We start from the raw sequence: 18,894 nt of genomic DNA, 5'->3' as shown, positions 1-18,894 counted from the left end.
GCCAGGTCCGTGACAAGAATCGGGATTGTCGCCGGCGAGGCTTCCGGCGATCTGCTGGGAGCGGGGCTGCTGCGCGAGATCAAAAAGCGGCTGCCAGACGCGGCGTTCGAAGGCATCGGCGGGCCGCTGATGCAGTCCGCCGGTTGTCGCAGTCTTTTCCCCATGGACCGGCTTTCCGTCATCGGCTTCGAAGGGGTCGAGAAATACCCGGAGATTCTCGGCATACGTAACAAGCTGATCGATCATTTTCAGTCCAGCCCGCCGGACCTGTTCATTGGCGTCGATGTACCCGACTTCAATCTCGGCCTGGAAGAAAGACTGAAGGTTGCCGGCATTCCGACGATGCACTATGTCAGTCCCACGGTATGGGCCTGGCGCGGCTACCGTATCCGCAAAATCCGGCGCGCCGTTGATCATATGCTGACCCTGTTCCCGTTCGAGGCCAGCTATTACCGAAAACATCATGTGCCGGTAACTTTCGTGGGCCATCCGATGGCCGACCAGATCACCGATCGTTCCAGCATGGCCGCCATGCGCCGCGCGCTGCATCTGCCCGCCAAGGGCATGGTGATCGCGCTATTGCCCGGGAGCCGCCGCAGCGAGCTCAAGCGCCATGCCGATCTTTTCGTGAAAACGGCGCTGTGGCTGCACAAACGCCATGCGAACATCCATTTCGTCGCGCCGTTCATCAATCCGGAGACCCGGACGATTTTCGAGGAAGCGCTGTATCGGCAGGGGGCGTGGTTCCTGCCCGTGACGCTCGTCGCCAACCAGTCGCGCGATGCCATGGCTGCGGCGGACATCGTGCTGCTGGCTTCCGGCACCGCCACCCTGGAAGCGGCGCTGCTGAAAAAACCGATGGTCGTCACCTACAAAATGTCCTGGCTGTCCTACCTTCTGGTACAGCCGTTTCTGCACGTGAAACTCTATGCCCTGCCGAATATCCTGGCCGGGCGCAAGATCGTGCCGGAATTGATGCAGCGTGATGCGACGCCGGAAAAACTGGGAATGGCGGTTGAGAACTTTCTGACCCACCGCGACAAGACACGGTCATTGCGCACCGTGCTTGCCGATATGCACCGTTCTCTGCGACGCAACGCGGACGCGCGGGCGGCGGAGGCGGTTATCAGACTGCTGAAACCGCGGAAACAGCCGGCCGGAAAGATGCCGGTTATGGCCAATTGATACGATGTCCTCCCGTTCAGGCGTTTCCAAACTTGTAGCGGGAGTAGACGAGGTCGGGCGCGGGCCGCTGGCGGGACCGGTGGTGGCCGCGGCCGTGATCCTGGATGAAACCCGACCCATCGAAGGCCTGGCCGACTCCAAGGTTCTGACTCCTCGTCGGCGCGAGGAACTGTCTGCGGTAATCAAGGAGCGCGCGCTCTGTTGGGCGCTGGGCCGGGCCGAGGTCGAGGAGATTGACCGGCTGAACATCCTGCAGGCCAGCCTGCTGGCCATGCAGCGCGCCGTGCTGGCGCTCACAATACAACCGGAGCTGGTGCTGGTGGATGGTAACCAGGCACCCCGACTCGTTTGTTCCGTGACTACCGTAATCCGGGGGGATGTCACCGTGCCATCGATCTCGGCCGCTTCGATCCTGGCCAAGGTGGAGCGAGATGCCGAGATGTGCCGTATGGACAGGATTCATCCCGGATATGATTTTTCCCGGCACAAGGGCTATCCCACGCCGGGACATCTGAAAGTACTGGCGGATTCAGGTATCTCACCCATTCATCGTCGCAGTTTTGCCCCCGTGCGTCGTTTCATGCATATTCCTTGAAAATCATAAGGATTGGCTCTTCAGATCAAGCGATAAATGAGTTTCCGCGGGTAATTAACTGCCTGATTTCATTTCTTGAATTCACGCACGTCTGATTCGAAAGAGACAATATCGCAGGATTCAAGTAAACTTTGGGTCCTGCCCGCGGGAATGCCGGCTGAATCCAATGAGAACAGAGCTATAAGAAAGTTGTTCTGATGTCAGTCACAACCAGTTGATTAATTGGCAGGATAGCATTCCTCAGTGTTAGCCCAGATGTTTTCCTTCCCGGTATCAAGCGTGCGCCTGCCGTTTCGTCAGCGCAGATAGATTCTCTCTGTCCCCCAAGATCCGTAATGACGACACAAATTATCATGCGAGCGATCATTGCAACCAGTCTTGGCATTCTGGCAACGCCGGTTTTATTCCCGCCGGCTTACGCCGAGGAATGGTTCATGGCGCCGTTGTTAAGATTGAGTTACGAGCAGAATGATAATTACAGGTTGACGCTGCAACCGCACAATACTGTTCAGGGCACAATCATTGCGCCCCGGCTGGACATGGGGGTGCGGTCGGAAGTATGGGACATCACGGGCTCTGCCGAAGTCGCGCGCGCGCGGTATTCGGGTGAACCGGGTCTGGACCGGGATTTCCAGACTTTCAGGCTCGCCTCGCTGTTCAGGACGGAGCGCAGCAATTTCACAATCAATGCCTCACGGGTGAATGATGCGTCTATTTCGGGAGATCAGCAAGACTCGGATCTGGGCCTGGCGACCACTCAAAAGTCACGCCGAACGGAGAACATACAACCGGTCTGGAGTTGGATTATAACGGAAAGGGCACAGCTGCAGCTGGGTTATCAATTTTCCAAAGTGTCGTATGTGGATGGGGAAAGCGTCGGGCTGTACAACTATCAGAGTCGCGCCGCCACGGCGACATTGTCTTACTTGGTTTCTCCGCTAACTAAGCTGTTTTTCACCGCAAACTACTCCAAATACCGTGTGCCTGATGCAAATTATATAAATTCAATCGCATTTGACGGGGCCTTGACAGTCGTTTCCACCGTTACTGACGTCGAATCCAGAACGCCTGCATTCAGAATGGGTGTCAATCATAACTTTTCAGAGACGATGCAGGGTACTTTGGCGTTTGGTCGGCGCAAGACAGAGACGGAGCGCATTACATCTGACTGTTTATACGTTTTTAATTCTTTACTTGGATGTTTCCCGGGCAAACTTGCGGCTGATAATACGGGAACTATCTTCTCAGGCGACCTGACTAAAAAATACGAAAAGCTGAACATTACCGCCAGCGCAAGCCGCGATTTGGCCGCCAGCGGGTCAGCGACGCAGGTCGATACGGATACATTATATGTGCAGCTCGGCTACCCGTTTGCATCAAGGTTTCAAGGGATTCTTACGGCAACCGGCGTTAACGCGCGCAGCATCAGCGATACCACCGCAACTGCTACCGACACAAACAGAAGGTATTATTCAATTGAGCCGAAACTGGTATGGCAATGGACCCGGGACGCCGATCTGGACCTGACCTACCGGTATTTTCATTTGAAGCGTGAGAACGAAGCTCAGGCCGTGCAGGCGCGCGTGGTTAGTTTGACACTGAACTATACTTGGCCGAGGTTTTCAGTTTCCCGTTAATAATCAAAGAGATGAATGATGGCGCATAACTCCGGGCCGGGCAGACGGATACAATGCGTGGCAAAAATGAACATTTCACGATGTTAATGGCAACGAATATAAAACGGTATTGCTAAAGTGTGTATATTCCCATGATAGAAGAGCAGACAAAAGATCTCAGCGATTATCTTGGCGCATTTCGGCGTCGCAAGGGTTCAATTCTTGTAACCTCGACGGTGATTCTGGCAGTGAGCGTGCTGGCAGCGCTGTTGTGGCCGCCGACTTACCGGTCCACTGCCACGATCCTGATTGAAGAGCAGGAAGTGCCGCCCGATCTGGTTCGTTCCACGATCACCAGCTATGCCGCGCAACGCATCCAGCAGATTAATGCGCGCGTCATGACGCGTGCCAATCTCATGCAGATCATCGAGAAATATGATCTTTATAAAAGCAAACGCCGCCATGAAACTACCGAGGAAATCATGGAGCGCATGCGCGGCGATATCAAGCTCGATACCCTCAGTGCGGACGTAATCGACCCGCGTTCCGGGCGGCCGATGCCCGCGACTATCGCTTTTACCCTGGCATTCGAGGGTGATACACCGGCGGTAACCCAGAAGGTCGCCAACGAACTGACCACGCTTTATCTTAACGAGAACCTGCGCAATCGCACGGAAAAAGCTGCGGAAACTTACACTTTTCTCAGCTCAGAGGCGGACAAACTCAGGGAACGTATTGTAGAACTTGAAGCACATATTTCGGACTTCAAGAAGAAAAATGAGGGCCGCCTCCCGGAATTGGCTACGTTTAACAGGCAGCAAGGTGAGCGCATCGAGGCCGAGCTGCGTGATGTGGAGGGTCAACTGCGTTCTCTGGATGACCGAAAGTTTTATCTGGAGGGACAGTTGGCGAGCCTCAATCCTCTGACTCCCACGGTCGGCGCGGAAGGTCAGCAGATATTGGATCCTGTTACACAATTGAAAACATTACGGTCGCAGTACATTAGTGCGAGCGCTAAATATTCGCCGGACCATCCAGATGTAGCGCGGTTGAAGCGCGAAATCGAGGGACTGGAAAAGCAAACCGGTTCCGTGAATTCATCCACCGAACAAGCTAAAGAGTTGGCGGCTCTGCGTACTGAGCTCGCGGCAGCACGAGAAAAATATTCACCAGATCACCCGGATGTTATTCGTTTGACAAAGGCCGTAGCGGCCCAGGAAGAGGCGCTTAAACAAATAAGGCCCACACCCGAATCAGAAGTCGCCAGGGAAAAGCCTGATAATCCGACATACATCAACTTCAAGGCACAACTGGAAGGATTTAAAAGCCAGACCCAAGCGCTGACTGCCCAGCGTGAAGCGCTGAAAGCAAAACTTTTCGAATATGAAAAACGCTTGCAACAGACCCCTGAGGTAGAAAGGAATTTTCTGGCGCTTAACAGGGATTATGAGAACACAGTGAGACGGTACCAGGAAATAAGGCAAAAACAAAACGAAGCCCAAGTCGGGCAGGAGCTTGAAAAAGAACGCAAGGGCGAGCGTTTCTCGCTAATCGATCCGCCGCAACTGCCGGAAGAACCGGTAAAACCCAACCGGCCGGCTATTATTATCCTGGGCTTCCTGCTTTCCGTGGGTGGCGGCCTGGGTTTTGCTGCCGCGGCGGAGAGCATGGACAGCTCCGTGCGCGGGGTGCGTGGAGCCACAGAGCTTTTCAGCGCGCCGCCCCTGTCTGTGATTCCTTACTTGAGAAACAGCGAGGATCTGGCGCGCGTCGAAAGAAAAAGAAAAATCGTTGCCATGGCCATCGCCGGCAGTTTTGTGCTGATTGTGCTTCTGGCCCACTTTCTGTGGACCCCGCTCGATGTCCTGTGGTTCAAGGGGTTGCGCAAAGTTGATAATGTCATCGGCGGCTAGGCAATATTGAACTACAGGCCGATTACCATAAATATCAATATCAGATCTGGGCGATCATAATCATGGAACGCATCAAACAGGCGCTCGAAAAAGCGCGACTAGAACGGCAAAAAGTGCCGGGGTCGGATATGTCCCCGACCCGCGGTGCCGTCGGCATGTCTGCGCCGCTGACCTACACCCACACCAGGGTGATTGAGGTCGCGACGGAAAAACTGCGTGAAAAAAGAATTATTACCGATCTTGATCAGAATACCTTTACCGATGCCTACCGGATCCTGCGGACCCAGGTTTTACAGCGGTTGCGCGAGAAGAACTGGAATTCGCTGGCTGTTACCAGCCCCGGCGAGAACGAGGGCAAGACGCTGACGGCGATCAATCTTGCCATCAGCATGGCGATGGAGATCAACCATACCGTATTGCTGGTGGATGCCGATCTGCGCCACCCAGCCATGCACAAATATTTCAGTGTCGATGCTGAATACGGCCTGAGCGATTATCTTACTGGCGACAAACCGCTCTCGGAGCTGCTTGTGCATCCGACGAATTTCCCCCGCTTTGTGATATTGCCCGGTGGCAAGCCGCTCGACAACTCCGCGGAACTGCTGAATTCTCCAAAAATGGTGCGCCTCGTTGAGGAGCTGAAAAACCGCTACCCTTCGCGCATCGTGATTTTCGATTTGCCGCCGCTGCTGAGCGCGGCGGATGCGCTGGCTTTTTCTCCTTATGTGGATTCGGTACTGCTGGTGATCGAGGAAGGCAAGACCCAGGCGGACGAGGCCAGACGGGCGCTCGGCCTGCTGGATTCGACCAAGGTAATAGGCACCGTGCTCAACAAGTCCTGGACGAACATGCAGGACAATGAGAAGGCCTCAACGAAGCTTCTTGGCTGGGTGCTGGATCATGCGAAGCTGGTTGGCCTGTCGCTCAGGGACAGGCTCACGCGGCTGCGCGGGAAAAAGAACTGATCATGTACGAAAAATTTTACGGATTACGGAACAAGCCGTTCTCGTTGTTGCCGGACCCGGAGTTCCTGTTCCCCAGCAAGAAACACCAGATGGCGCTGACATTGCTGGAATATGGCCTGATGAATCAGGCCAGTTTCAGCGTCATCACCGGCGATATCGGCACGGGCAAAACCACGCTGATTCGCCAACTCCTCAGCCAGATGGAGAGCGACATGGTGGTGGGATTGATAACCAATACCCATCCCTCGTTCGGCGAACTCCTGCAGTGGATATTGATGGCTTTCAATCTCGAATGCGGCAGCCGGGACAAGGTCGAAATGTACAAGATCTTCATGGACTTCCTGATCAAACAGTATGCCGCCAATCGTCGCGCTGTGCTGATCATCGATGAAGCCCAGAACATGGGCCCCCAGGCGCTGGAGGAGCTGCGCATGCTATCCAACGTCAATAGCGAAAAAGACCAAGTCTTGCAGATCATACTCGCCGGCCAGCCGGGGTTGCGCAACAACTTGCGGGATCCACGCCTGGAACAGTTCGCCCAACGCATTTCCGTGGACTTCAACCTGGAACCACTAAGTCCGGAGGAGACGCGCGAGTATATCCGTCACCGTCTGAGTATTGCCGGCGGAAGCCCTGACATTTTTGATGGTGAAGCCTGCGAAACCGTCTTCCGCTACAGTGGCGGCATTCCGCGTCTGGTCAATCTGCTATGTGATACCGCGCTGGTGTACGGTTATGCCGAGCAATCACTCCATATCGGCGCGTCATTGATTGAAGATGTGGCGCGCGACAAACAGAAAAGCAGGATTGTTCCATTGAGACATGCGGCGCACGACACGGCCGGAGATGAAAGCAGCGAGTCATTGGAACAACCGGCGGGCGGAAAAGACCAGCGCAGTGCCCGGGTTTCTCCAAGGCGCCCGATGCGCATTGCCATTGCCTCGGAGTCGGAGCGGCAACGCCATTATCTGAAAATGACGCTTGAGCGGTCCGGCCTGAGAGTAGTGGCGGCGGTACCCATCGGAGATGGGCTCGTCGAACAACTGAATCGGGAACAGGTGGATGTATTGCTGATGGATCTGGACGAAGGCGCCGAACGTTCGCGTGATCTGGACCGTTTGATCGAGCAGGTGCGAAATCAATGCAAGATACCCGTTCTGTTCAATGACAGCTCCTCTGCCGGCAGTGGCGGAGCTATTTCAGATCTCGGCCGCAAACTGACCCTCAAGCTTACCTCGCTGATTGGCCGGAGCTGATCCCCGCATCGCTCTGCGGAGTTGCCGGCTGGTATTTTCAGCCACTAACGGATCGCCGCCCGCTGTCATGCATTTTCCCGCCTGCTTGCTGACGGCGGAGTCTGTATCCAAACCCCTCGGGCATTACCGGAAACTGGTGAAGGCGGCGGGAGCTGCTGGTGACCATGGAGCGCCGGGATGATGGTGATTTTTTTTCTACAGGGTAGCCGTCTATGCACGAGTCGTGCGCCATGGAGCCTCTATAAAAGGCTGGATGACAATATTGAAACGGCTTGAGCGTAACAACCGCAAGGACGCGTCACGTAACAGCCGAAGCGCATCTGCTTGCGACAGTTCTTCTTGACGAGTGAGCAGGCCGGATTGGCGCTGTAAAACAAAACACCCCTCCCGGCAACCGCCGTGAGGGGTGTTAATTTTCAGAATACTTGTTTAGATAAAAAGGCAGACGTCGGATTTGGCGGCAATCGGCAGGAAGTAGGTGGCGCCAACGTAATCCTTCACTTCCGGCACAAATTCATCCTTGGAGAATCCGAATACATCGACTGTCATCTGGCAGGCGACGAGTTTGACGCCGGCTTCGATGCACAGATCGCGCAACTCGGGGATGCTGGCCACGCCCTTGTTCTTGAAAGTCTTCTTCATCAATACCGTGGCGACTTTTTCGAAGCCCGGGATGCCGGCCATGACCAGGTTCGGCATGGGCCAGACGAAATTCTGGAACCATTTTGGCCCGAACGGCATTTTCATCGGCATGGCCGGATTGCCAAGCGGGCTGACTTCCGCGCCCACGTCCTTTTTCAGCAGCAGCAGGCCGTAGAAGGTGAAGAAAATGGACACGTCCCAACCCAGGGCGGAGCCGGTGGAAGCGAGAATGAACGGGGGGTAGGCCCAATCCAGAGTACCCTTGGTGGCGATGATCGCCATGCTGGGCGTCCTGTTGGCCTCGATTTCTTCCAGCTTTTTGGGGAGCACCTTATCGAGGTGCTTGCTGATCATCTGTTCGAGATTTGCATCTTGCATCGTGGTCGACATTTACCTTCCTCCAATACGTTTATAACGCGCGGCGTTGTTTGGTTGATGTGTGTGGTTACGCCCGCTCCGGGAACGAATGCGTCACCCCTCGTAGCCTTAACTGATTGATGGCTATCTGATTTTTGGTAATCCGGAAAACAGAGAATGCTAATATGCTGAGCCCGGTGTTATTAGTCAAGCTTGGATATTGTCAAACCTGTCTTGGCTGGTTTCATAAAGGCGCATCGAGTTGCTGTATGCGCATGGCGCAGAATATTCATCTATCATATTGATAGATATATGGATTTATGTCGTGATTCCAGTCGCGAGCGGCAATCAAGGAGACGCATCTTGCAGGAACCGGTATGGTCCGGCCGTCGACATATGCTGATATTATTCGGTGATACTAGGCGAAGCCGGCGGTAGAGAAATATTGCCGAAGCGTATTTTCTTCGTAATAAAAAAGGTTATTTTCGCTTTCCTGCCAACAAGCGCGTAAGCACATCGCAGAAATTACCTCCGAGGCTGTATTAAATGGTTGCCGAAATCCGGGAATTACCGATTCATGGAGTACGGCAGGCTGTTGCAACTGGTTGACCGAGAATGACCGAGAAACCGATATTAGTCACCGGCGGCGCCGGGTTCATTGGTTCCAATTTCGTCTTGGACTGGATCGGACAGGAAGGATCGTCCGTGGTCAATCTGGACAAGCTGACCTACGCCGGCAATGTCGGGAACCTCGCCCGTCTGAAAAATGATCCGCGGCACAAATTCATAAAAGGGGATATCGGCGATCGTGCGCTGGTGCGGGAGCTGTTGAACCGTCATCGTCCGCGGGCCGTGGTTAACTTCGCGGCGGAAAGCCATGTCGACCGTTCCATCCACGGCCCGGAGGATTTCATTCAAACCAACGTGGATGGCACCTTTCATCTGCTGCAGGAGTCCCGCGCTTACTGGGAGAAGCTCGCTGGCAATGAAAAAACCGTCTTCCGGTTTCTGCACATATCAACAGATGAGGTATACGGGTCGCTGGGACCTGATGACGCGCCCTTTACGGAATCCTCTCCTTACGCACCGAATAGCCCGTATTCCGCCTCCAAGGCAGCTTCGGATCATCTGGTTCGCGCCTTTCACCACACCTACGGTCTTCCCACGCTGACCTCCAATTGCTCGAACAATTACGGTCCTTATCAGTTTCCGGAAAAACTGATCCCCATGGTAATCATGAATGCGTTGAACCGGAAAGCCTTGCCGGTGTATGGAGACGGTCTCAATGTGCGCGACTGGCTGTACGTGGAAGACCATTGCGAGGCGCTGCGGATGGTCCTGGCAAAGGGGAAGCCCGGGGAAGTTTACAATATCGGTGGCCGCAACGAGCGGAAGAACATCGATGTTGTGCGCGCAATTTGTTCCCTGCTTGATGAGATGCATCCCGCTTCCTCCATGGGGAATTACGCCTCGCTCATCACCTTCATCAAAGACAGGCCCGGGCACGACCGGCGTTATGCCATCGACGCACGCAAGATTGAGCGCGAACTCGGATGGAAACCGTCGGAAAGTTTCGAAACCGGAATTCGAAAGACGGTTCAGTGGTATCTGGACAATATGAATTGGGTGGAAAACGTAGCCAGCGGTGAATACCAGAAATGGCTGGACATCAATTACACCAGCCGGGGGACGGCATGAAGGGCATTATTCTGGCGGGGGGCTCGGGAACCCGGTTGTATCCGGTGACCCAGGCTGTTTCCAAGCAATTGCTGCCGGTTTACGACAAGCCGATGATTTATTATCCGCTGTCCACGCTGATGCTGGCGGGCATCCGGGATTTCCTGGTTATCTCCACCCCGCAGGACATCCCCCGGTTTGAGCAGCTGCTGAAGGATGGTGCGGAATGGGGGCTGAATATTTCCTACGCAGTGCAGCCCAAGCCCGAAGGCATCGCGCAGGCATTCGTTATCGCCGAGCCATTCATCGGCAATAGTTCATGCGCATTGGTGCTGGGCGACAATATTTTTTACGGGCATGAGTTCACTGCTGACCTGAAAAATGCGGTACGGAAACAGACGGGGGCGACTATCTTCGCCTATCCGGTGCAGGATCCGGAACGTTATGGCGTGGTGGAATTCGATTCCGCGAGGAGAGCGGTATCCATTGAGGAAAAACCGAAAAAACCCAAGTCCCGCTATGCTGTGACCGGGCTCTATTTTTATGACAACCAGGTGGTAGCCGTTGCCAAATCCCTCAAGCCCTCCGCGCGCGGGGAGCTGGAGATTACCGACGTAAACAGGATTTATCTCGAGCAGGGACGACTGGATGTCATGGTGATGGGTCGGGGCATGGCCTGGCTGGATACCGGCACCCATGAATCCCTGCTGGAGGCGTCACTGTTCATCGAAACCATCGAGAAGCGGCAGGGACTCAAGATCGCCTGTCCCGAGGAAATCGCCTACCGCATGGGCTATATCGCGGCCGGTCAGCTGGAGAAACTGGCCGGCCGCATGAGCAACAACGGTTATGGCAAGTATCTGCTTGGGGTCCTGCAAGAGCGGGTGTTCTGATGAATGTCTTGCTGACCGCCATTCCGGACGTGCTGATCGTGGAGCCAAAAGTCTTCACGGATGAGCGCGGATTTTTCTACGAGAGTTTCAACAAAAAAGTCATGCAGGCTGTCGGCATTGCGGCAGATTTCGTTCAGGACAATCACTCGCGCTCGGTACGGAACGTGTTGCGCGGCCTGCATTACCAGATCCGGCAGCCGCAAGGCAAGCTGGTGCGGGCGGTGGCCGGCGAGATCTTCGACGTCGCCGTGGATCTCCGCCGGCGCTCGCCGACTTTCGGGAAATGGGTAAGCATGCTGCTGTCGGCGGATAACAGGCGCATGGCGTGGATCCCGCCGGGGTTCGCGCATGGTTTTCTGGTCCTGTCTGAATTTGCCGAAGTTCTTTACAAGACCACTGATTACTGGGCGTCGCCGTACGAACGCACCATCGTTTGGAACGATCGTGATCTCGCGATTTCATGGCCAGCGGCGGGTGGTCCGCAGTTATCCGTCAAGGACAAGGCCGGCGTGGCGTTCCGCGAGGCGGAGCTGTTCGAGTGAGAAAAATCCTCCTTACCGGGAAAAACGGCCAAGTCGGGTGGGAACTGCAACGCACGCTGGCCTCGCTGGGCGATGTCGTCGCTGTTGGACGCCGGGAAATGGACCTGGCCGACCCGGATTCCATCCGGAAAGTCGTCGGGGAAGTGCGGCCAGACCTTATCGTCAACGCTGCCGCCTATACCGCCGTGGACAAGGCGGAATCCGAACCCGAGCTGGCCATGGCCGTCAACGGCGTTGCCCCCGGCATCCTGGCGGAGGAGGCGAGACATCTGAAGGCGGCCATCATTCACTACTCCACGGATTACGTGTTCGACGGCACGTTGAACCGCCCGTATCGCGAGGACGACGCGCCTAACCCCGTCAATGTCTACGGCCGGACCAAGCTGGCCGGCGAACGGGCGATCCGGGCCGCGGGCGCGCCGCACCTGATACTGAGAACGAGCTGGGTCTACGCCGCGCGCGAACGAAATTTCCTGCTGACCATTCTCCGGTTGGCGCGCGAGAAAAATGAACTGAGGATAGTTGACGACCAGATCGGGGCGCCGACCTGGGCCCGTTTGCTGGCAGAAGTGACGTCGCAGATTGTGGCGCAGCATTTTTCATCCCTGTGCCGCCAGGCCACGTCCATATCCGATGCCAGCGGGGTATACCACGCGGTTCCGGAGGGCTGGACCTCCTGGCACGGGTTCGCCGCGAGGATTCTCGACGGATTGCCTGACCAGGCGATGACTGCCAGGCCGAAGCTGGTTCCCATTCCGACTTCCGGTTATCCGACGCCGGCAAAGCGCCCCGCGAATTCGCGTCTCGACGGGGACAAGCTGCGCAAGACATATGATCTGGCCATGCCCACGTGGGAAAATTCCCTGGCGCTGTGCCTGGAAGAGGTCGGGCAGATTTATTTTCAGCACGACAGCGCCTGGCACGTCTGAATGGAACAGCGCATGGATCATCTTGTCACTCCATACGGTGGCATCCTCCAGAATCTCCTGGCGGACGAGAAGCGCGCCGTGTTGCTCAAGCAGGAATCGCAGGAGTTTCCCGCCATCACGCTGTCACAGCGCCAGCTTTGCGACCTGGAGCTGCTCATGAACGGTGCCTTCTCGCCGTTGCGGGGATTCATGGACCGGGAAGCCTATGAAAGCGTGCTGGAGAAAATGCGTCTGCCGGATGGTTTGCTGTGGTCCATGCCCATTACCCTGGATGTCCCTGATCCTGTCGCGGAAAAACTCCAGGCCGGCGGCTGTCTTGGGCTGAACGACCCTGAAGGTTTCATGCTCGCTGTGCTGCGCATTACGGACGTGTGGAAACCCGACAAGAAGCGCGAGGCGCAGCTCGTGTATGGAACCGGATCCCTGAATCACCCGGGCGTGCGTTTTCTATTTGAGCAGGTCCACGGAAACTATGTTGGCGGTCAAATCGAAGGCATCCAGTTGCCTATGCACCATGACTTCGAGACGCTGCGCGATACCCCCGGGGAACTGCGCCACTTGTTCGAAAAGCACGGATGGCACCACGTGGTGGCGTTCAACACCAGCAAACCCATGCATCGCCTGCATCGGGACATCACCCTGGGGGCGGCCAGGGAGGCGCAGGCGAACATCCTGTTGCATCCTGCTGTCGGCATGACCAAACCCGGTGATTTGCATTACTACGCGCGGGTGCATTGCTATCAGGCGATACGCCGTCACTACCCGCACAATCTGGCTGCACTTTCGTTGCTACCCATGGCGGTACGCATGGCCGGCCCGCGCGAGGCGCTGCTTAATGCCATTGTCAGGCAGAATTATGGATGTTCACATCTGATAATTGGACCGGAACATGCCGCTCCACCCGAGATCCGCATGGGCGGCGAGCGTTTCTATCCCCGTTATGCGGCGCAGGAGATAGTGGCAAAGCATCAACATGAATTGGGCATTCGCATGATCCCGATCCGGGAGATGCAATACGTGCCCGAGGACGATCAATTCCTTCCCGTTGAGAGGATTGAGCGGGAAGGAAGAAAGGGTGTCGTGTTTACGGAGAAAGAGTTATCCAGCCATCTGGCGCATGACCAGGAAATTCCGGCATGGTTTTCCTTTCCCGATGTGATTGCGGAGCTTCGAAAAGTGTATCCGCCCCGTCGTCAGCAGGGTATCACCCTGTTTTTTACCGGCTTGTCGGGCTCCGGGAAATCGACTTTGGCGAAAATTCTTTACGCCAAATTTATCGAGCTGGGTGGAAGGCCGGTAACGCTGCTGGACGGTGATGTTGTGCGCCATAATCTTTCCAGGGAACTTGGGTTCTCGAAAGAGCATCGCGATATTAACGTTCGCAGAATAGGCTTCGTTGCCGGTGAAATCACCAAAAATCGCGGTGTCGCCATCTGCGCTCCCATTGCGCCATATAAGGCGACACGCCGGGCCGTGCGCGAGCTCATCGAACAACATGGCGCGTTTATCGAAATATATGTTGCGACTCCTCTTGAGATTTGCGAGAAGCGCGATCGCAAGGGGTTGTATGCGAAGGCCAGAAAGGGGCTCATCCCGGAATTTACCGGCATCAGCGATCCCTACGAGGCGCCGGAAAACCCCGAAATTCAGATCGATACGACCAATCTCACGCCGGCACATGCAGCGCAGGAGATTTTCCTGTACCTTATGAAAGAAGGTTATTTGGATGGCGGGGAGAACCCGGTGGATTCCATGAATCCCCGCGGATCAGAAGAATCACAGAGGTTTTAGATGGCTCACGAAATACTGACCTCCCAGGAGGTTCCATCCGGGTCCTCCGACCGCTCGTTTGGTGTAGTTTTCAGTATTGTGTTTTTCATCTCGTCCTCCCGCCGTTGCTGGATTGAACGAAATCCTCCCGACCTCAGGCCAGACAGCCTTAACAACCAGTTCTAAGGTCCATTCAGGGTCTTTATCAAGGAATTGTGGATATTTACGTGTACCCGGAAGAAATTTCAGCTGCTTCCGTTCAGCATGCTTCAACTCGAACAGCTGCTTGTGTTCGCGCAGGGCTCGGACCGTGGCGTTCTTCATCTGCGCGTTTTTTCTGGGTGAAGTGACGGGACGACGACGGCGTTTTTGAATATATTCCCGTGAAGAGCCAATGAATAAGATATCAAGAATATTCAGCCCATATAGCCTCCTCATAATCGGAGTCTTTATTGAATATTTTCCGGCTTACTTTAATAAAGTGAAGCCATCCGTAAATATCGGTCCGGTTTCCTTGTATATTGCGGATATCAGTTTCATATTTTTATGTATATACGTATTTTTCAGATTCTTTGCCCGGAAAAACCGCTTGTCTTCAAGCGGACGGCATGAGGGCAGAGGCATACAAATCATATTCGCCCTTTTTATTGCGTTTAGTTTTTTCAAGTGGCTGCTGCAAAGCAATCACGATATTACGAGTATCAGAATGCTGGTGAAATATGCCACTGCCTACGCGTTCTTGTTCTTCATCCCGATGCTCGTGACACGGAAAGCGGATCTCAGATACCTTCATCATTTGTTGATCATATTCCTGGTATATATTTTTGTGCTGCACATCTATGCTTTTGCCACACAGGGATTTTCGAGTCATATCCTGACGGGAGGTTTCCTGACCATGCTAAGCCTGCTCTATTTCCTGGCAGTGAGCAGGAACCACGTGCTTGCATCGTCATCGACCGCTGCATTTTTCGTGAAGGCCCTGGTAATAATGACCTTCATCATGGTTGGCCATCGAAGCGGATTTATCGGGATATTGCTGGGTCTTATTGCGCTGTTTTTTTTCAATAAAACGTCGGCAGTCAAAGAAGCTACCGCATTAATGGTGGTGGTTGTAGTGGGTGCCGGTGCGGCGATGATTTTATCACCATCATTGCTGCCCAAGCTGTTTGAAAGAGCGTCAACGACGTTTGATTCGAGCCAGGAAACCTACCAGCTGCGTTACGATCAGATATTTGTAATTACCCGGATCGCCATGGAGGAGAACCCGGTAATCGGAAAACCGCTGCAAAGTGAAGCAATAGAAAGAAAACGCGTCACCAGAGCAACGGGAGGGACATTCAGCACCCGGGATGAACTGGTAATCGCCCCGCATAACCTGCTCCTGGAGTGGCTATATTACTATGGCTCGATTGGATTATTGCTTGGGCTGACGCTGGTGTTTGTAGCTGCCAGGTTCATTAAAAGATTTCTGGCAGAAAACAAAAGCGACATCCAGAACTATCAAATAGGTGTGGCGGTCCTCTGTTGCATGGCGCACAACCTGTTCTTTGCGCTCTCAAATGTTACTGTTTTATCATCCTTTGCCACGTTCTTTTTATATTTTCCGCTCTCCATCCTGGTTGCTATCAGCAGGAACAAAAAGAATTTCAGCAGGCAAGAGCCACCAATTCTGACAGCTGCCCTACAGTGCCAAAAAAGATCCTGAAAAACGCCGGCTTCAACACGATCAGCCAGGTTGTAAACATGGCTGTCAGCGTGCTGTTTGTTCCCGCCTACATATATTTTCTGGGAATTGACGGTTTTGGAATCTACAGCTTTCTGCTCCTGATATTCAGCTGGGTGACTATCCTTCAGGCTGGCATCGACCCGGCTGTGATCCGCATGAGCGCGAAATATGCAGCAGAGAATAACCACGCTGGTATTAATTCTTTAATTACGGCATCACTGGGATTTCAAATCGTGATAGCCAGCCTTCTGGGGCTGGCGATTTATCTGGCAGTTGATAATTTGGCTTTATTCGTTATTAAGGATGAAGCTGGTTTTTTGAATGAGGCCAGGGACGCGCTTTACTATTCCGCAATAAATATTATCGCGCTGATGTGCCGGAATGTGTATGTCTCTCTCTTTATGGGGTTGCAGCGCTATGGCGTGTCGAGTGTTTATGAGTCGTTGTTTCAAATAACAGCCTCCCTGGTCAGCTTGTTGCTCCTGTGGCTTGGGTATGGAATTGCAGGGATGATCGTGGCGAGGTTGATTCTTAACCTGGCAAGTCTGCCGATACTGCATTTTATTGTGAAAAGACTGGTTCCGTCATTCCATCTTGGTTTTGACATGTCCAGGGAACTGCTTCGGGAAATATACGATTTCGCATCGTGGATAGTCGTGGGGAGAATAAACCGGTTGGCGTTGAATGCGCTTCCTCCCATATTCATCAATATGTACATTGGGCCATCCGGAATTGCCTATTTCAACATCGCTTCCCGGATCGTATCGTCATTGAACAATCTGCTGGCAAGTTCCACCACCGTGATGTTTCCATTCGTCAGCGAATTAAAGGCATTGCAAGAAACCGGAAGAATCAAGTCACTTTATCTGGGCGCGAACCGGGTGTTAAGCCTTATCAGCGCGCCGTTATATAGTTTTGGCGTCATTTATTCGTGGGACATACTATATGTCTGGCTCGGGGCAGACATCGCCAATAATTGCTGGTTGCTGATGGCACTGTTTTTTGTCGGCTATTATCTCAGCAGCGCCACCATGGTTCCGTCCACCTTTGCGCTTGGCATGGGCAAGTCAAAGATACTGGCAATCACCGGGTTTGCCCAAACCGTTCTCGTGCTCATTTTCCTTCCTGCCCTCATAAGGGCTTTCGATATTCTTGGAGCGGGGTTGAATCTGGTCCTGTTCGAAGCAGCGAGCGTGGTGATGGTAATCGTCATAACAAACAGAATCATCGGCGCTTCTTCTTTCACGTTCTGGATAAGAGACAGGCTGCTAATGTTGCTCGTTACGGCTGCCATGTTTCTGGTATTTGTTCCGTTAAAGAACACAACGTGGGGGGCATCATCGACTCGGATCGAGACGTCCGCCTATCTGGCCTGTGTATTGCTGATTGGCCTGTCGTTTTATGGTTTTCTTGTCAAACACAGCAGCTTGGTCGATCAGGGGACGAAAGACCGGCTCGCAAGGCTGTTCCGGAAAAATCAACAGTAGGCGTTGACTGTAACAATGCGCACGAAAAACTCTCCAATACGCGTTTTGTGGTTCGTTAACACTCCATTCCCTGCCGTCAACAAGCGTCTCGGGAAGAAGGAATCCCTGGGTACAGGCTGGTGGATGAAAACGACCATGAATGCAATGGCCAATTGTGAAATGATCGGGAAAATAGGCATTGTATGGGCTTCAAATGAGATTCGGGAATTCGAACGATTTGAGGAAGATAATTCCATATATTATCTTGTTCCCGACCACCCTTTGCCTGCCAGGAAGAAAAGCAAGCTTAGCAGAGTGTGGTCGCGGCTTAATGGGATCATTAATATGGTCAAGCCATACAGCTACCAGAAGGAACTGGCATATTGCGTCCGGGCGGTGAGGGACTTCAAACCCGACCTGATACACGTGTGGGGCACGGAGAACTTCTACGGTTTGATCAGCGACATAATTGATGTGCCTGTACTGGTAAAATTTCAGGGATTGATCAGCGTGATAAAGGATGATGTCTGGGGGGACGTAAAATGGCGGCACAGGTTTTTGATGCCGAATGAGGCCTTGTATCAGATTGACATAACGAAGCGATCGAAAAACGAGATTAAAATTATAAAACAGAACAAGTATTTTGAAGGGAGAACACTTTGGGATTACAGTCATTTAAGAGAGCATAATATATCAGCCCAGTACTACGACGTGCCGGAAATCATGCGCCCATCTTTTTACGAGTCAAGATGGTCAATTGATGGTGTAAATAGACATTCTGTGTATATGACCGCTCGCAGTATGCCCGCAAAAGGTGTTCCATGCCTTATAAAAGCTATTGGTATAGTGCGTAAATACGTTCCGGATGTTCAGTTAAGGATAGGGGGCCATATTACGGACAAGGGGTATGGAAAATATATAAGGTCAATGGTGTCTGATATGGGGCTTGATGATTGTGTGGCATTCCTGGGTCCAGTAACTGAGAATGAAATTATAAATGAGCTCCTAAATGCGCATGTTTATGTGCTTTCTTCATATATAGAAAATTCCTGTAATAGTCTGATCGAGGCTGAATTGGTTGGAGTTCCTTGCGTAGCATCATATGTGGGGGGGATTCCCTCACTGATAAACGATCTGAAAACAGGATTATTCTTTCAGAAAGGAGATAGCGCCGCACTGGCCATGGCTATCCGCAGGATCTTCGATGATGACGCGCTTGCATTACGTTTGTCAGAAGAGGCTCGTAAATTTTCTCTGGAGCGATTTAATGGGAATAGAGTTATCAATGGTATTTTGTCGGCATATCGGGATATTCTCGATCGCGAAAATCATGAAAGATCTGTTCAATGACCTCTCTTGCGC

Annotated in this window: 16 protein-coding genes; 14 read left to right on the top strand and 2 right to left on the bottom strand. The window is 53.3% G+C overall.

The window, feature by feature from the left end:
* The first annotated feature begins 9 nt into the window (after positions 1–9).
* From lpxB to SCL_RS07970, 6 genes are all read left to right on the top strand, one after another.
* Complete coding sequence (gene lpxB, locus SCL_RS07995; protein ID WP_197702566.1) at positions 10–1,185, top strand: lipid-A-disaccharide synthase; 1,176 nt, start codon at positions 10–12, stop codon at positions 1,183–1,185.
* A 4-nt stretch (positions 1,186–1,189) separates the two neighbouring features.
* Positions 1,190–1,780 (top strand): ribonuclease HII, encoded by a 591-nt coding sequence (gene rnhB / locus SCL_RS07990; RefSeq protein ID WP_096360732.1) that lies wholly within the window; start codon positions 1,190–1,192, stop codon positions 1,778–1,780.
* A 335-nt stretch (positions 1,781–2,115) separates the two neighbouring features.
* Complete coding sequence (locus tag SCL_RS07985; protein ID WP_096360731.1) at positions 2,116–3,417, top strand: porin family protein; 1,302 nt, start codon at positions 2,116–2,118, stop codon at positions 3,415–3,417.
* 131 nt (positions 3,418–3,548) lie between these two features.
* Positions 3,549–5,309 (top strand): GumC family protein, encoded by a 1,761-nt coding sequence (locus SCL_RS07980; RefSeq protein ID WP_096360730.1) that lies wholly within the window; start codon positions 3,549–3,551, stop codon positions 5,307–5,309.
* A gap of 62 nt (positions 5,310–5,371) precedes the next feature.
* Positions 5,372–6,274, top strand: coding sequence for a CpsD/CapB family tyrosine-protein kinase (locus SCL_RS07975; RefSeq protein WP_096360729.1), 903 nt, complete (start codon positions 5,372–5,374; stop codon positions 6,272–6,274).
* A gap of 2 nt (positions 6,275–6,276) precedes the next feature.
* Entirely contained in the window at positions 6,277–7,530 is a 1,254-nt protein-coding gene (locus SCL_RS07970) for an AAA family ATPase (RefSeq protein WP_096360728.1), read from the top strand.
* A gap of 429 nt (positions 7,531–7,959) precedes the next feature.
* Here SCL_RS07970 and dsrE2 read toward each other — a convergent pair whose 3' ends face one another.
* A complete protein-coding gene (gene dsrE2, locus SCL_RS07965; protein WP_096361901.1) occupies positions 7,960–8,454 on the bottom strand; it encodes a sulfur carrier protein DsrE2 in 495 nt (164 codons plus the stop codon).
* 690 nt (positions 8,455–9,144) lie between these two features.
* Between dsrE2 and rfbB the strand changes: the two genes are divergently transcribed.
* From rfbB to SCL_RS07940, 5 genes are read left to right on the top strand one after another with little or no spacing between them, the layout of a single operon-like run.
* Positions 9,145–10,227, top strand: coding sequence for a dTDP-glucose 4,6-dehydratase (rfbB, locus tag SCL_RS07960; protein ID WP_096360727.1), 1,083 nt, complete (start codon positions 9,145–9,147; stop codon positions 10,225–10,227).
* Positions 10,224–11,099 (top strand): glucose-1-phosphate thymidylyltransferase RfbA, encoded by an 876-nt coding sequence (gene rfbA, locus SCL_RS07955; RefSeq protein ID WP_096360726.1) that lies wholly within the window; start codon positions 10,224–10,226, stop codon positions 11,097–11,099. The genes rfbB and rfbA overlap by 4 nt, the downstream gene beginning before the upstream one ends.
* On the top strand, positions 11,099–11,641 hold the full coding sequence (gene rfbC / locus SCL_RS07950) for a dTDP-4-dehydrorhamnose 3,5-epimerase (RefSeq protein ID WP_096360725.1): 543 nt from the start codon (positions 11,099–11,101) through the stop codon (positions 11,639–11,641). Before rfbA ends, rfbC begins: the two co-directional genes overlap by 1 nt.
* Positions 11,638–12,570, top strand: coding sequence for a dTDP-4-dehydrorhamnose reductase (rfbD, locus tag SCL_RS07945; RefSeq protein WP_197702565.1), 933 nt, complete (start codon positions 11,638–11,640; stop codon positions 12,568–12,570). The genes rfbC and rfbD overlap by 4 nt, the downstream gene beginning before the upstream one ends.
* A 12-nt stretch (positions 12,571–12,582) precedes the next feature.
* A complete protein-coding gene (locus tag SCL_RS07940) occupies positions 12,583–14,361 on the top strand; it encodes a bifunctional sulfate adenylyltransferase/adenylylsulfate kinase (RefSeq protein WP_096361900.1) in 1,779 nt (592 codons plus the stop codon).
* On the opposite strand, the gene SCL_RS14065 is transcribed toward SCL_RS07940, so the two are convergent.
* The gene (locus SCL_RS14065) at positions 14,347–14,664 is read right to left on the bottom strand and encodes a hypothetical protein (protein ID WP_148665041.1); all 318 of its coding nucleotides are present in this window, start codon (positions 14,662–14,664) and stop codon (positions 14,347–14,349) included. The two genes, SCL_RS07940 and SCL_RS14065, sit on opposite strands and share 15 nt — an antisense overlap.
* A gap of 70 nt (positions 14,665–14,734) precedes the next feature.
* Between SCL_RS14065 and SCL_RS07935 the strand changes: the two genes are divergently transcribed.
* Genes SCL_RS07935 through SCL_RS07925 form a run of 3 tightly spaced genes read left to right on the top strand, consistent with a single transcriptional unit; the run spans position 14,735 to position 18,882 of the window.
* A complete protein-coding gene (locus SCL_RS07935; protein ID WP_096360723.1) occupies positions 14,735–16,045 on the top strand; it encodes an O-antigen ligase family protein in 1,311 nt (436 codons plus the stop codon).
* Positions 16,027–17,553 (top strand): oligosaccharide flippase family protein, encoded by a 1,527-nt coding sequence (locus SCL_RS07930; RefSeq protein WP_096360722.1) that lies wholly within the window; start codon positions 16,027–16,029, stop codon positions 17,551–17,553. Before SCL_RS07935 ends, SCL_RS07930 begins: the two co-directional genes overlap by 19 nt.
* Before the next feature lie 15 nt (positions 17,554–17,568).
* On the top strand, positions 17,569–18,882 hold the full coding sequence (locus SCL_RS07925) for a glycosyltransferase family 4 protein (protein WP_096360721.1): 1,314 nt from the start codon (positions 17,569–17,571) through the stop codon (positions 18,880–18,882).
* Positions 18,883–18,894 lie beyond the last annotated feature (12 nt).

Source organism: Sulfuricaulis limicola (genome assembly GCF_002355735.1).
Lineage (GTDB): Bacteria > Pseudomonadota > Gammaproteobacteria > Acidiferrobacterales > Sulfurifustaceae > Sulfuricaulis > Sulfuricaulis limicola.
This window is presented reverse-complemented; position numbering and strand designations above follow the sequence as displayed.

What these genes read in the sequence shown, in the direction of transcription:
- rfbB (WP_096360727.1), top strand. Translation starts at nt 9,145, where the DNA reads ATGACCGAGAAACCGATATTAGTCACCGGCGGCGCCGGGTTCATTGGT.
- rfbA (WP_096360726.1), top strand. Translation starts at nt 10,224, where the DNA reads ATGAAGGGCATTATTCTGGCGGGGGGCTCGGGAACCCGGTTGTATCCG.
- rfbC (WP_096360725.1), top strand. Translation starts at nt 11,099, where the DNA reads ATGAATGTCTTGCTGACCGCCATTCCGGACGTGCTGATCGTGGAGCCA.
- SCL_RS07935 (WP_096360723.1), top strand. Translation starts at nt 14,735, where the DNA reads ATGAATAAGATATCAAGAATATTCAGCCCATATAGCCTCCTCATAATC.
- SCL_RS07970 (WP_096360728.1), top strand. Translation starts at nt 6,277, where the DNA reads ATGTACGAAAAATTTTACGGATTACGGAACAAGCCGTTCTCGTTGTTG.
- SCL_RS07925 (WP_096360721.1), top strand. Translation starts at nt 17,569, where the DNA reads ATGCGCACGAAAAACTCTCCAATACGCGTTTTGTGGTTCGTTAACACT.
- SCL_RS07975 (WP_096360729.1), top strand. Translation starts at nt 5,372, where the DNA reads ATGGAACGCATCAAACAGGCGCTCGAAAAAGCGCGACTAGAACGGCAA.
- SCL_RS07980 (WP_096360730.1), top strand. Translation starts at nt 3,549, where the DNA reads ATGATAGAAGAGCAGACAAAAGATCTCAGCGATTATCTTGGCGCATTT.
- SCL_RS07985 (WP_096360731.1), top strand. Translation starts at nt 2,116, where the DNA reads ATGACGACACAAATTATCATGCGAGCGATCATTGCAACCAGTCTTGGC.
- dsrE2 (WP_096361901.1), bottom strand. Translation starts at nt 8,454, where the DNA reads ATGGCGATCATCGCCACCAAGGGTACTCTGGATTGGGCCTACCCCCCG.
- rnhB (WP_096360732.1), top strand. Translation starts at nt 1,190, where the DNA reads ATGTCCTCCCGTTCAGGCGTTTCCAAACTTGTAGCGGGAGTAGACGAG.
- SCL_RS07940 (WP_096361900.1), top strand. Translation starts at nt 12,583, where the DNA reads ATGGATCATCTTGTCACTCCATACGGTGGCATCCTCCAGAATCTCCTG.
- SCL_RS14065 (WP_148665041.1), bottom strand. Translation starts at nt 14,664, where the DNA reads ATGAAGAACGCCACGGTCCGAGCCCTGCGCGAACACAAGCAGCTGTTC.